This window comes from Rubrivivax sp. A210 (genome assembly GCF_904426505.1).
Lineage (GTDB): Bacteria > Pseudomonadota > Gammaproteobacteria > Burkholderiales > Burkholderiaceae_C > Rubrivivax.
The window spans coordinates 726,053-738,512 of the sequence record NZ_CAJGBN010000001.1; the positions used below are offsets into that span (position 1 = coordinate 726,053).

Below are 12,460 nucleotides of genomic sequence, written 5' to 3' on the forward strand. Positions count from 1 at the left end.
ACACCCGATGAAGACGCGACTCCGCGGCCCCGTTTCCGCCCTGCCCGCGCTCGCGACGCTGGCCGCGGCGCTGCTGCTGCCCGGCGCGCCGGCCCGGGCCCTCGAAGGCCAACTGGTGCAGGCGCGCGGCGAGGTGCGCATAGCCGGCCAGCCGGCCGCCGCCGGCGCCAGGCTGGCCGCCGCGACACTGCTGAGCACCGGCAGCGAAGGCCGTGCCCAGCTGCGCCTGGCCGACGGCGCCGTCATCAGCCTGCCGCCGGCCAGCGAGCTGCGCCTGGCGGCTGGCGACGCCGCCCAGCTCACCCTGGTCAAGGGCGGCCTGCGGCTCAGCCCCTCACTCGCCGCGCCGGCCAAGGCCTGGCGCATCGAGCTGGCCGACCGCAGCATCCGCACCAACGGCTTTCTGACGCTGCAGACCTGTGCCGCCGGCTGCGCGCTGGCGCCCGGCCTCTACGGCAGCATCACCCAGGGCGAAGCGGTGCTCGAATACCAGGGCGGCCGCTCGGTGCTCAAGAGCCGCTCGTTCCGCTGGGTGGACGCGAAGTCGCGCCCCGAGGTGCTGGTGGCGGCACCCGCCCTGCTGGACGACAGCTCCAGCCAGGCCGATGGCCTGCGCGCCCGCGCCGAGGCTGCCAAGGCGCTGGCCGCCGCACTGGCCGACTTCAACGCCGGACTCGACGCCCAGGCCCTGGCCGGCCTGGGCGCGGTGCAGAACCTCACGCCGGGCGAGCCGCTGCTGCCCTACTACCAGGGCCTGATCGCGTTGCGGCGCGACGACAACGCCAGCGCGCTGCGCCTGCTGCAGCAGTACGCCCGCGAAGACCCCGAGGGCGCCGCCACGCGCGAGGTACCCAAGACGCTCACCCTGCTCGCGTCCGACCAGTTGCAGAAGGAAGTGGCCGTCGCGGTGGCGCGCGAGAAAGAGACCGTCGCCACGCCGCCCGAACCCGGCAGCATCGCGGTGCAGGCCTTCGTCAACAAGGGTGCCGACGACTACCGCGCCATGGCCAAGGGCCTGGCGGCAATGATCATCGCCGACCTCAGCAAGGTGCCCGGGCTCAAGGTGCTCGAGCGCGAGAAGGTGCAGGTGCTGGTGGACGAGGCCAAGCTGGGCGACAGCGGCCTGGCCGACACCGCCTCGGCCGTGCGCTCGGGCCGCCTGATGCGGGCCGAAAAGGTCGTGGTCGGCAATTTCGAGGTGCAATGATGAAGCGTTTCCCCACCCGCCGTGCCCTCCTCGCCCTGCTGCTGTCCACGGCCGGCGGCGCCCAGGCCCAGGGCTTCGCCCTCGAAGGCGCAGTCATCGACAGCCGCTCGGGCCAGAGCCTGGGCGTGGTCACCGAGCGAGGCGACATCAACGGCCTGTTCCGCGCCCAGAAGGCCATGACCTTCGGCATCCTGCGCTCGGCCGGCATCTCGCTCGAACAGCTGCCACCCGAGGTGCGCGCACGCATCGAGCGTTTCCAGACCACCAATGTCGACGCCTTCCGCGCCTTCTCGCAGGGCCTGGACCTCAAGGACCAGGGCCGCTACGCCGAGGCCAAGGAGTTCTTCCGCCGCGCCGCCGAACTCGACCCCGGCTTCGCGCTGGCCTCCGAGCAGCAGCGTTCCATGCCCGATGTCACCGTGGGCGGCAGCGTGCAGTTGCGCGCCGTCATCGTGGCCGCCGCTGGCGCCGCAGTCGACCGCGGCAAGGCCAGCTACGTCGTGGACGCGGCGCGTGCCGCCGCCGCCATCCAGGCCGGCCAGACCGTGGTCATCGTGCCGGGCCAGGCGATGGAAGCCGTGCTGCCCGCCGACCGCACCTACACCGTCAACCCGCCAGGCTCGGGCGACCAGTTCGCCGGCCAGGCCGTGGTCGGCCTCGCCTACACCTATGTGCAGAACGGCACGCCCATTGGCCTGGGCACCAGCACCGAGCTGCGCGCAGGCGAGTTCACTGCATCGAACGGCGTGCTCGAATCGGTCGGCCCCGCCGCCAACCCGCAGGCCCGCCGCGGCGCGTCGGCGGTCGGCAACCTGGATAGCACGCCGCTGACCGACGGCAGCACGGCCTTTTGGGGCAGCTGGCTCTCGGCACCTGGCGCCAGCGCGGTGGTCAGGGTCGGCAATACCAATTTCAGCGAAGCCAACCTCAGCCAGGTCGACTACGTCTATGGTGATTCCACGCGCCAGATGCCGACCAGCGGCTCGGCGGTCTTCAGGCCCAGCGGCGGCATGCTGGCCGGCGCCACCGGCAGCATCGCGGTCGACTTCGTCAGCCGCTCCGTCGAACTGCAGAACCTGGGATTCAGCATCGGTGCGATGAGCTTCAGCGGCCTGTCCGGGCGCAGCACCTATGAAGCGCAGTCGGCCTCGGGCAGCTTCAGGGGCAGCTACACGGCGGGCAGTTGCAACGGCTGCGGCCTGGTGCTGGCCTCCAGCCAGTACTTCGGCAACTTCATTGGCCGCAACGCCGACGGCCTGGTGTTCTCGACCTCCTTGTCCACCGGCCTCGGCATCGTGCCGGGCGTGCAGCTCTTCAAGCCGTAGCAGCGTCAGCCGCCGAAAGCCGCCGCCATCGCCTGCGCGATGTCGGCCTGCAGGTCGGCCACGGCCTCGAAGCCCAGCGAGAAGCGCACCAAATGGCCTTGCAGGCCGCCGCGGCCGGCACCGCGCAGGGTGGCCAGTTCGTAGGGCACGACCAGGCTCACCGGGCCGGCCCAGGAATAGCCGATCTTGAACAGGCGCAGCGCGTCGACGAAAGCGTCGACCTCGGCCGGCGTGTAGCGCACATCGAGCAGCACCGAGAACAGCCCTGCCGCGGCGCTGCAGTGTGTGCGCCAGTGCTCGTGGCCCGGTGCCCCGTCAAGGGCCGGGTGCAGCACGCGCGCCACCTCGGGACGTTGCGCCAGCCACCGTGCCAGTTCGCGCCCCGCCTCATCCTGTGCCCGGTAGCGCATGGGCAGCGAGGACAGCGAGCGCAGCATCAGCTCGGCATCGTTGCCGCCCACGCCCAGCCCCAAGCGCATGTGGGTGAGCTTGATCATCTCGTGCAGGGCCTGGTCGCGCGTACACACCGAGCCCATCAGCACGTCGCCGCCGCCGCTGGGGTACTTGGTCAGCGCCTGCATGACGATGTCGATGCCGAGGTCGAAGGCCTTGAAGGCGATGCCGGCGCCCCAGGTGTTGTCCAGCGCGGTGAGCACGCCGCGCGCACGCGCCGCCGCCACCAGGCCGGCGAGGTCGGGAAACTCCATCGTCACCGAACCCGGCGCCTCGAGCCAGATGAGCTTGGTCTGCGGGGCTATGGCACGCACCAGCGCCGCCGCGTCCATCGGGTCGTAGAGGCTGTGGCGTATGCCCCAGCGCGCCAGTTCCTGGCGGGCCAGCTCGCGGCTGGGACCGTAGACGTTGTTCGGCAGCAGCACTTCATCGCCCGGTGCCAGCAGGGCCAGGTCGACCAGCATGATGGCCGCCAGCCCGCTGGGCGCCAGCACGCACTGGCGGCCGCCCTCCAGCGTGGCGATGCGCTCCTCGAGGATGAAGGTGGTGGGCGTGCCGTGCAGGCCGTAGGTGTAGCCGCCCTTGTAGCGCCAGTCGCGCGAGCGCACCGCCGCCACATTGGGGAAGATGACGGTCGAGGCCTTGTGTACCGGCACCTGGGGGGCCTCGAAGCCCGCGGGCGGCAGGTAGGGGTGGTGGATGAGGTCGGTGGACAGATCCCGGGTCATCGCTAGCCTTCCTTCGACTTCAGATCAGATCAGATCGGCTGGGCCACGAGATCGTGGCCCTCGGCGGCGACGATGCGGGCGCGCGTGAACTCGCCCACCTTCAACGTCTTGGAGGCCTTGGCCGGCGGCAGCAGGCGCACCAGACCGTCGATCTCGGGCGCGTCGGCATAGCTGCGGCCGATGCCGCCCTTGCGGCCCAGCGCCGGTGCCTGGTCAACCAGCACCTGCATGGTGGCGCCGACGCGGCGCTGGAGCTTGGTGACGGAAACCTCCTCGGCCACCGCCATGAAGCGGGCGCGGCGCTCCTCGCGCAGCTCGGGCGGCAGCATGCCGGGCAGATCGTTGGCGCTGGCACCTGCTACCGGCGAATAGGCAAAGCAACCGGCACGGTCGATCTGCGCCTCGCGGAGAAAGGCCAGCAGATCCTCGAACTCGGCCTCGGTCTCGCCGGGAAAGCCGGCGATGAAGGTCGAGCGCACGACGATCTCGGGGCACAGCTCGCGCCAGCGCGCCAGGCGCTCGAGGTTGCGCTCACCGCTGGCGGGCCGCTTCATGCGCTTGAGCACATCGGGGTGGGCATGCTGGAAGGGCACGTCCAGGTAGGGCAGCACCAGGCCCTGGGCCATCAGCGGCAGCAGTTCGTCGACATGCGGATAGGGATAGACGTAGTGCAGCCGCACCCAGGCGCCAAAGGGCGCGGCGAGCTCGCCCAGGCGCTGGCAGAGATCGAGCATGCGGGTCTTGACAGGCTGGCCGTCGAAGAAGCCGGTGCGGTACTTGATGTCGACCCCGTAGGCGCTGGTGTCCTGGCTGATGACCAGCAGTTCCTTCACGCCCGATTCGAACAGGGCCCGCGCCTCGGACAGCACATCGCCTACCGGCCGCGACACCAGGTCGCCGCGCATGCTGGGGATGATGCAGAAGCTGCAGCGGTGGTTGCAGCCCTCGCTGATCTTCAGGTAGGCGTAGTGTCGTGGCGTGAGCTTGATACCGGCCGTGCCCCTGAAGTCCACGCGGGCCTCGGGCACGAGGTCGACGAAGGGATCGTGGGGCTTGGGTACATGGAGATGCACCGCGTCCATCACCTCCTGAGTGGCGTGGGGGCCGGTCACGGCCAGCACCTTGGGGTGGATCTGGCGCACCATATTGCCGCCATCGGCGCCGGCCTTGGCGCCCAGGCAGCCGGTGACGATGACGCGGCCATTGGCGGCCAGGGCCTCGCCGATGGCGTCCAGGCTTTCCTTCACCGCGTCGTCGATGAAGCCGCAGGTGTTGACGATGACGAGGTCTGCACCGGCATAGCTGCGCGAGGTCTCGTAGCCTTCAGCGCGCAGCTGCGTCACGATCAGCTCGGAATCGGTCAGCGCCTTGGGGCAGCCTAGCGACACGAAGCCGATCTTCGGAACATCGGCCGTGGGGCTGGGCAGGGGTGGGGCATCAAGGCTCATGCCGCAATTGTCGCCGCATGGCCACGCTGGCTGCAGCCCGGCCCGGCGATGGCCGCAGGCATTTCTGAGCGAAGATTGCGGCTCAGGCCAGCGACCAGGCCGAACCGGGGGGAGCGGAACATGTCGATCAGGCATTGGTTTGCCGTCCTGCGTGCGGGACGGGTGCTGGGTTGTGCGGCGGCCATGGCCGTGGCTGGCTTTGCCGCGGAGGGCAAGGCCGCGGTGCAGGACATCCGGATTGCAGCCGAGGGCCAGGCAACCGAGATCGCGGGCCAGGTGAAGGGCTACGCCGGCGCCGACTACCGCGTGCAGGGCCGCGCCGGCCAGACCCTGAGCGTGCGCATGACCGTGCTGGCCAACCGGGGCCTGTCGTTCAACCTCGCCCCCGAGGGCGCGGCCGAGGCCATGGTCATCGGCGACCACAGCGGCCTGGATGCCAAGGTGATGTTGCCGGCTGACGGCGCCTACGTGATCTCGACCTTCCTGCCACGCAGCGCCGCCCGCCGCCACGAGAGCGGGCGCTTCAGGCTGGCCGTGGCCATCGCCGGCGAAGCGCTGGCGCCGCTGTCGGCGTCCCAGGATGCCCTTGTGGCCGGAACCCGGTACCACGCCACGGCGCGGCTCAGCTGCCGCTGGGCCTATGCGCCCGCGGCCACCACCTGCGACGCGGGCGTGGTGCGCCGCGGCCACGATGCCACGGCCACGGTCGACATCCGCGGCAGCGATGGCCGGCGCCGCCGCCTGCTGTTCGTGAAGGGCCAGGTGGTGGCCAGCGATTCGGCCTGGCCCGTCAGTACCCGGCGCAACGGCGACCACACCACGGTCGAGATCGACGGCCAGGAACGCCACGAAGTGCCCGACGCCCTGCTCACCGGCGGTTGAGGGCGGCGCCGCCAACACGCCCCTCCCCAGGAGCCCGAGATGACAAACACCCGCCCTCGGCGCGGTCCGCGCGCCCTCTGTGCGCTGCTGAGCCTGGCGCTGGCCGCGCCGCTGCCGATGTCGGCAACGGCTGCCGAGCGCACCATTCGCTGCGACAGCCACGGCAGCCGCTACAACTACTGTCGGGTCGACACCGACAACCATGTGGAGCTGACCGAGAAGCACTCGCTGTCCAGTTGCACCGAGGGTCGCTCCTGGGGCTACGACGCCCGCGGCGTGTGGGTCGACAGGGGCTGCTCGGCCGATTTCCGCGTCGGCCGTGGCGGCCACCACAACGACAAGGCCCTCCTCGGCGCCGTGGTCGGGCTGGCGGCCTTGGCCGCCCTGGCCTCCAGCCGCCACAAGCAGGAGGCGCACGAGGTGGCGCCGTGGCTGGTGGGCAGCTTCAAGGGCATGGACGAGCGCGAAGGCGTGGAGGTCGAGCTCACCATACTGCCTGGCGGCAAGCTCAATGGCCGCGCCGGCGAGCACGCCTTCAGCGGCACCGTCGAAGGCGACCGCGTGCAGGCCGGCCGCCGCCAGTTCCGCATCGAACGCCAGGGCAATGGCTTCCTGGCGGTGGATGCGGGCGACGACGGCTACAGAGTGCTGTTCGTCCGCGTGGGCAGCGGCTATTGATCCAGCAGGGAACCCGCGACATGGCATCCACCTTCTACCGCCTTCTCGCCCTGCTGGCCGCCGCCGGCGCGGCCCTGGCCTCTGCTCCGGCCCTGGCGCAGAGCGGCGCCAGCTACCGGGATCCGCAAGCGCCGCCTCCGCCGCCGCGCGTGGCCGAGCCGGCCGCGATGATGCGGCCGGCGCCTGCGCTGGACACCCTGGCCACGATCCGCCAGCGCGGCGTGCTGCGCGTGGGCCTGGTGCAGGTGGCACCCATGGCCATGATGGACCGCCAGCAGCGCTACGTGGGCTACAGCGTGGACCTGGCACATCGCCTGGCCGACGACCTGGGTGTGAAACTGGAGTTCGTCGAGGCCTGGTGGGCCAACGTGATCGATGAACTGCTCACGGGCCGCAGCGACGTCATCATCACCGGGCTGTGGATCAACGTGCCGCGGGCCCTGGTGGTCAACTTCAGCCAGCCCACCGCCACCGAGGGCATCTACCTGATCGGCAGCCGTGCAAGCGCGGCCAAGCGGCGCACGCTACAGGCCTTCGACCAGCCTGGGGTGACGATCGCAGTGTCATCCGATGAAGTGCAGCAGCGCGTGGCCCGGGCCTGTTTTCCCAGGGCCAAGGTGGTGCCGGCCGAGGATGACCCGCTGCTGGTGGTGTCCGAAGGCCGCGCCGACGCCGCCGTGGTGGCCACGCTGTCGGCCGAGGCCGTGGTGGCCTCGGCGCCCCGGCGCTGGTTCCTGCCGTCCAGCCAGCCGCTGGCCCGCACCTCGGCCGCGATGGCGGTGCGCAAGGGCGACGCGGACTTCCTGGCCTTCCTCAACACCTGGCTCGACATCCAGCGCGACCAGGGCTGGCTGGATGACCGCCAGCGCCACTGGGCGACGTCGACCGAAGGCTTTCGATGAGCGCCGCGGCAGCTTAGGCCGCAGGCCTCAGGCCTGTCCGGTGCCGGCCGGCAGGGCCACCGTCGCCCGGTCGCTGCGGTACAGGCCCACCAGGAGGGCCAGGCCCAACAGCAGCAGCACCGCTTGCAGCGCCAGCGAGGGCACGGACAGCCAGGGCTGGGCATGGGTGCCGGCCAGGAAGGCGGCGATGTCCCAGGTTCCGTGCATCAGCATCGCCGGCCACAGCGCGCCGGTCTGGCGGCGGAATAGGTAGAGCACCACGCCGCTGGTGGCGGCCAGGATCACCTGCAGGGTGCCCACCAGACCGGTGCCCATGGCCAGATTGGGCAGATGGAAGAGGCCGAAGCACACGGCCGTCCAGATCGCAGCCACCGCCTCCGACCGCCCGCCTTCGCGCAATGCGCGCAAGAAGAGGCCGCGAAACAGCGTCTCTTCGGCAAAGCCCACCAGCACACCCGACACCACGATGGCCGCAAGCAGATCCAGCGGCACATCGGCCCAGCGCACGCCCGCGAGGCGCAGCCCCGTGGCCCCGACGCACAAGGCCATCGCCAGCTTCATCAGCGGCGTGGTCGGCAGCCGCACCGGGTCATGCCACAGATGGCTCCAGCGGGTCGCCGCCACCACGGCGATCAGCAATATCGAACCCGCCGCCAGCGACATCACGCCGGTGCGCCAGGCGTTGGCGGCGGTCTTGAACCATTCGGTGTAAGGAATGCCGGCGCTGAACTGGATGGTCACGGTGACGGCGGTATAGGCCAGCCACACCGCCACCCCGGCGGCCACGGAGGGAGCGCACAGGCCGCGCTGCGGCCGGATGGGAGCTTGCTGCATGGCGCCGATTCTGCCGCCCGGCGCCGGCGCCCGCGCCCCGCGGCCGAGCTCGGCGCGCTACTTGCCCGGCGGCGGAAAGCCCGGCATCCCGGGGAACAGCTTGCCGGCCTGCTGCATCTGCTCGAACAGCGTGCGGCTCTGCTCGACATAGCTGCCCATCAGCGATTGCAGCGCCACCGGCTGGCCGCTGAGGAACTGCGTCCACATCTCGGGGCTCAAGTGCTTGGGGTCGTAGAGACCCTTGCTCTGGGCCAGGAACTGCGTCTGCAACTCGGCAAAGGCACCCAGGTTCTTCTCGATCATCGTGCCCATCACGCCCTGCATGGCATGGCCGTAGAAACGGATGATCTGGGCCAGCGACTGGGTGCTGAACATCGGCACGCCGCCGGATTCTTCTTCCAGAATGATCTGCAGCAGGATGCTGCGCGTGAGGTCTTCGCCGGTCTTGGCGTCGCGCACCTCGAAATCCTCGCCGCCCAGCACCATCTGCTTGACGTCGGCCAGCGTGATGTAGCTGCTCGAGCGCGTGTCGTAGAGGCGCCGGTTGGGGTACTTCTTGAGCGTCCGCAGCGGGGCTTTCTCTTCGCCCTCGGGGGCGGGCGCCGCGGTGCGGCGGGGGGTCGGCATGCGGTCTTCCTGGGGCCAGTGCGTGTGCCGCATTCTAGAAGCCGGGTTCCCATGCCGTGCGGGGGGTTTTCCCATGCGACGCGCTGTCCACCTCAGGCCGCCGTGAACGAATGCAGGCCGCGGGCGATGAAGTGCGGGTTCTCCCAGCCCGGCTTGCCATAGCGCAGCGGCTGTCCGTCCAGGGTGCGGACGCTGCCGCCAGCGGCCACCAGCACGGCGTGGCCGGCGGCGGTGTCCCATTCCATCGTGCGGCCCAGGCGCGGATAGAGATCGGCCTCGCCGGCGGCGATGAGGCCGAACTTCAGCGATGAGCCGGCGGCGATGCGGCGGGCCACTGCACCGTATTCGGTCCGGCCAGCCAGCCAGCGTGCCAGCGCCGCCTCGTCGCCATGCGAGCGGCTGCAGGCCAGCACCGGCCCCTCGGCCGGCGTGGTGCGGCAGGCGATGGCGCGGCGCGCCTGGCCCGGCTGTTCAAGCCAGGCGCCGAGGCCGCACGCGCCGGCGTACAGGCGTCCACCCACCGGCAGGTGGACGACGCCCAGCACCGGCTCGCCCTGTTCGACGAGGGCGATGTTGACGGTGAACTCGCCGTTGCGCGCGACGAATTCGCGCGTGCCGTCCAGCGCGTCGACGAGCCAGAAGCGCGCCCCGGGCGGCGGCGCGGCGCCGCACGATGCGGCCTCCTCGGCCACCACGGGCACGGCTGGCGCCAGGGCCTGAAGCGCGGCCACGATCAAGGCCTCGGCGCGCTCGTCGGCCACGGTCAGGGGCGAGTCATCGGCCTTTGCGAGCACGGCGAAGTCGCTGCCATAGACCTCGAGGATGGCCGCGCCCGCGGCACGCGCGATGGCGGCCACGGCGTGCAGCAGGTCGGCGGGCGGCGAGAGTGGCGACGGCAATGGCGAAGGCGGCGTCATGGCGCCGACTCTAAGACAGGCGCCCTGCCCGCTCGAACGGCTGCCGACCGGGTGTGAATACCGCACAGCCCTGCCGTGACCGGCTTGGCTGCACCCAGGACCGGCCGCGGCGACAGTGGTTCACCCCCGACAGGAGCCCGCCATGCCCACCGCCAGCCCCCGCCACGCCGCCCCCCTCTGGCTGCGCCGCCTGCTGCGCAGGCGCGCCGACCGCCTGCAGAACCTGTGGTCGACCCTGCTGGTGCTGGCCACCATGGCCAGCTGCGCCTGGCTCGCCCAGCCCGATTTCGACCTGCCATCGGCCCGCACGGCCGAGGCCACCCACCAGCAGATGGCTCTGGCCCGCCTGGCACCCATAGGCCGGCCCTGAGCCCACCGGGCCGGCGCGGCCGCCTTCAGGCCCGATCTTCGGCGCGCACACGCGCCAGCGTCAGTCGCGCCTGCAGCACGACGGGCAGGTCGACCATGCGCCCGTCCAGCCGGACCGCCGCCCCACCCGCGGCGCGGTCGGCGGCCAGCACGCGGCGCGCCCATTCCAGCTCTGCCTCGGTCGGCCTCATCGCCGCGTGGACCACCGGCGCCTGGCGCGGATGGATGCACAGCTTGGCGCCAAAGCCGAAGTTCAGCGCCCGCCGCGTATCGGCCTGCAGGCGGGCGTCGTCGGCTATGGCCACGGTGACGCCGTCGACGGCCGACGCCAGGCGGTGGGCGCGGGTCTGCAGCGCGATGTGGAAACGCAGCGTATCGAGCTCGCGCTCGTCCTCCGAGCAATGCAGGCCGGTGTCGGCCATGAAGTCGATGTGCCCGACCGCCAGGCGCAGCACGCCGGCTGCCGCGGCCATCTCGGCCAGGGCCAAGAATCCGGCGGCGCTTTCGATCAACGGCAGCACGGCCAGGCCCGGCAAGGCCTGCGCCACAGCCTGCAACTGCTGCGCCGATTCGGCCTTGGCCAGCATCACGCCGGCCGGCGGCGGCAGGCGCGCCAGCCAGGCCAGGTCTTGATGCCCGGCCTCGCCGCCCAGGCTGTTGATGCGCACCACCAGCGGCACGGCGGCCGTGGCGAGATCGGCCCAGGCTGCAGCGATGGCCTCGCGCGCCGCCGGCTTCTCGACCGCGGGCACGCTGTCTTCCAGATCGAGCACCACGGCATCGGCACCGGCCGCCAGCGCCTTGCGGTAGCGCTCGGGCCGGTTGCCGGGAACGAAGAGCAGCGTGCGCGCAAGCGCCAGCGGGGTGTCGACGGGGCGTTCGGTGTTCAAGTCGGAGATCAAGACCGGGCCTCCGCTCAATACGACTTCGGCAGGCCGAGGATGTGTTCGGCGACATAGCTGAAGATCATGTTGGTGGAGATGGGCGCCACCTGGTACAGCCGCGTCTCGCGAAACTTGCGTTCGATGTCGTATTCGCAGGCAAAGCCGAAGCCGCCGTGGGTCTGCAGGCAGACATTGGCCGCCTCCCAGCTGGCCTTGGCCGCCAGGTGCTTGGCCATGTTGGCGGCGGCGCCGGCGTTCTGGTGGGCATCAATCTTCGCGCAGGCCTTCCAGCGCATCAGGTTGGCCGCCTCCAGTTCGATGTAGGCCTCGGCGATGGGGAATTGCACGCCCTGGTTCTGGCCGATGGCGCGGTTGAAGACCACGCGCTCGTTGGCGTATTTCGTGGCGCGGTCGATGAACCAGTAGCCGTCGCCTATGCATTCGGCGGCGATCAGCGTGCGCTCGGCATTGAGCCCGTCCAGCAGCACCTTGAAGCCCTTGCCCTCGGGCCCGAGCAGGTTCTCTTCCGGGATCTCAAGGTTGTCGAAGAACAGCTCGTTGGTCTCGTGGTTGACCATGTTCAGGATGGGCCTCACCGTCAGGCCGTGCCCTAGGGCCAGATTCAGGTCGACCAGGAAGCAGCTCAGCCCTTCCGAGCGCTTGCTCACCTCGGCCAGCGGCGTGGTGCGGGCCAGAAGAATCATCATGTCGCTGTGCTGGATGCGCGAGATCCACACCTTCTGCCCGTTGACGACCCAGCGGCCGTCCTTCTTCACCGCCATCGTCTTGAGGCGCGTGGTGTCGCTGCCGGTGGTCGGCTCGGTCACGCCCATGGACTGGAGGCGCAACTCGCCGCGGGCGATGGCCGGCAGGTACTTCTGCTTCTGCGCCTCGGTGCCGCTGCGCAGAACCGCATTCATTACATACATCTGGCCGTGGCAGGCGCCGGAATTGCCGCCGCAGCGATTGATCTCTTCCATGATCACCGAGGCCTCGGCCATGCTCAGGCCCGAGCCGCCGTAGTCGGCCGGGATCAGCGCCGCCATCCAGCCGGCCTGGGTCAGCGCAGTGACGAACTCTTCAGGGTAGGCCCGCTGCTCATCCACCTTGCGGAAGTACTCGTCCGGGAATTGCCGGCACAGCTGGCGCACGGCATCGCGTATTTCCTGGTGAGCCTCGGGTTCATTGAGCATGCTCGGCTTTCGC

13 protein-coding genes are annotated in these 12,460 nt (G+C 70.6%); 6 read left to right on the top strand and 7 right to left on the bottom strand.

The features are described 5' to 3' along the window. Positions 1 to 7: 7 nt before the first annotated feature. Both JMV16_RS03125 and JMV16_RS03130 read left to right on the top strand, forming a co-directional pair. Positions 8 to 1,207, top strand: a complete 1,200-nt coding sequence (locus JMV16_RS03125; RefSeq protein ID WP_201492672.1) for a CsgG/HfaB family protein — start codon at positions 8 to 10, stop codon at positions 1,205 to 1,207. Then, the gene (locus tag JMV16_RS03130; protein WP_201492673.1) at positions 1,207 to 2,532 is read left to right on the top strand and encodes a tetratricopeptide repeat protein; all 1,326 of its coding nucleotides are present in this window, start codon (positions 1,207 to 1,209) and stop codon (positions 2,530 to 2,532) included. The genes JMV16_RS03125 and JMV16_RS03130 overlap by 1 nt, the downstream gene beginning before the upstream one ends. A 5-nt stretch (positions 2,533 to 2,537) precedes the next feature. Here the strand turns inward: JMV16_RS03130 and JMV16_RS03135 are convergent, their stop codons facing one another. Then, positions 2,538 to 3,713 carry a PLP-dependent transferase gene (locus JMV16_RS03135; protein WP_201492674.1) on the bottom strand — a complete coding sequence of 392 codons (1,176 nt, stop codon included), beginning with the start codon at positions 3,711 to 3,713 and terminating at the stop codon, positions 2,538 to 2,540. A gap of 29 nt (positions 3,714 to 3,742) precedes the next feature. Then, positions 3,743 to 5,161, bottom strand: a complete 1,419-nt coding sequence (gene rimO / locus JMV16_RS03140) for a 30S ribosomal protein S12 methylthiotransferase RimO (RefSeq protein WP_201492675.1) — start codon at positions 5,159 to 5,161, stop codon at positions 3,743 to 3,745. Positions 5,162 to 5,281: 120 nt separating this feature from the next. On the opposite strand from rimO, the gene JMV16_RS03145 reads away from it, so the two are divergent. Genes JMV16_RS03145 through JMV16_RS03155 form a run of 3 tightly spaced genes read left to right on the top strand, consistent with a single transcriptional unit; the run spans position 5,282 to position 7,623 of the window. After that, the gene (locus tag JMV16_RS03145; RefSeq protein WP_201492676.1) at positions 5,282 to 6,043 is read left to right on the top strand and encodes a hypothetical protein; all 762 of its coding nucleotides are present in this window, start codon (positions 5,282 to 5,284) and stop codon (positions 6,041 to 6,043) included. Between the two features lie 39 nt (positions 6,044 to 6,082). Beyond that, positions 6,083 to 6,721 carry a DUF3011 domain-containing protein gene (locus tag JMV16_RS03150; RefSeq protein WP_201492677.1) on the top strand — a complete coding sequence of 213 codons (639 nt, stop codon included), beginning with the start codon at positions 6,083 to 6,085 and terminating at the stop codon, positions 6,719 to 6,721. A 20-nt stretch (positions 6,722 to 6,741) separates the two neighbouring features. Then, complete coding sequence (locus tag JMV16_RS03155; protein ID WP_201492678.1) at positions 6,742 to 7,623, top strand: transporter substrate-binding domain-containing protein; 882 nt, start codon at positions 6,742 to 6,744, stop codon at positions 7,621 to 7,623. Positions 7,624 to 7,650: 27 nt separating this feature from the next. Here JMV16_RS03155 and JMV16_RS03160 read toward each other — a convergent pair whose 3' ends face one another. The 3 genes from JMV16_RS03160 to cysQ all read right to left on the bottom strand — a co-directional run bounded on the left by JMV16_RS03160 (position 7,651) and on the right by cysQ (position 10,001). Then, a complete protein-coding gene (locus JMV16_RS03160; RefSeq protein ID WP_201492679.1) occupies positions 7,651 to 8,457 on the bottom strand; it encodes a CPBP family intramembrane glutamic endopeptidase in 807 nt (268 codons plus the stop codon). A gap of 57 nt (positions 8,458 to 8,514) precedes the next feature. Continuing rightward, entirely contained in the window at positions 8,515 to 9,084 is a 570-nt protein-coding gene (phaR, locus tag JMV16_RS03165; protein WP_201492680.1) for a polyhydroxyalkanoate synthesis repressor PhaR, read from the bottom strand. 92 nt (positions 9,085 to 9,176) lie between these two features. Next, positions 9,177 to 10,001 carry a 3'(2'),5'-bisphosphate nucleotidase CysQ gene (gene cysQ / locus JMV16_RS03170; protein ID WP_201492681.1) on the bottom strand — a complete coding sequence of 275 codons (825 nt, stop codon included), beginning with the start codon at positions 9,999 to 10,001 and terminating at the stop codon, positions 9,177 to 9,179. A 142-nt stretch (positions 10,002 to 10,143) separates the two neighbouring features. On the opposite strand from cysQ, the gene JMV16_RS03175 reads away from it, so the two are divergent. Continuing rightward, the gene (locus JMV16_RS03175; protein ID WP_201492682.1) at positions 10,144 to 10,371 is read left to right on the top strand and encodes a hypothetical protein; all 228 of its coding nucleotides are present in this window, start codon (positions 10,144 to 10,146) and stop codon (positions 10,369 to 10,371) included. A gap of 25 nt (positions 10,372 to 10,396) precedes the next feature. Here JMV16_RS03175 and JMV16_RS03180 read toward each other — a convergent pair whose 3' ends face one another. Both JMV16_RS03180 and JMV16_RS03185 read right to left on the bottom strand, forming a co-directional pair. Next, positions 10,397 to 11,260, bottom strand: coding sequence for an HpcH/HpaI aldolase/citrate lyase family protein (locus JMV16_RS03180; RefSeq protein ID WP_201492683.1), 864 nt, complete (start codon positions 11,258 to 11,260; stop codon positions 10,397 to 10,399). A 26-nt stretch (positions 11,261 to 11,286) separates the two neighbouring features. Further along, positions 11,287 to 12,447 carry an acyl-CoA dehydrogenase family protein gene (locus JMV16_RS03185; protein WP_201492684.1) on the bottom strand — a complete coding sequence of 387 codons (1,161 nt, stop codon included), beginning with the start codon at positions 12,445 to 12,447 and terminating at the stop codon, positions 11,287 to 11,289. Between the last annotated feature and the right edge of the window lie 13 nt (positions 12,448 to 12,460).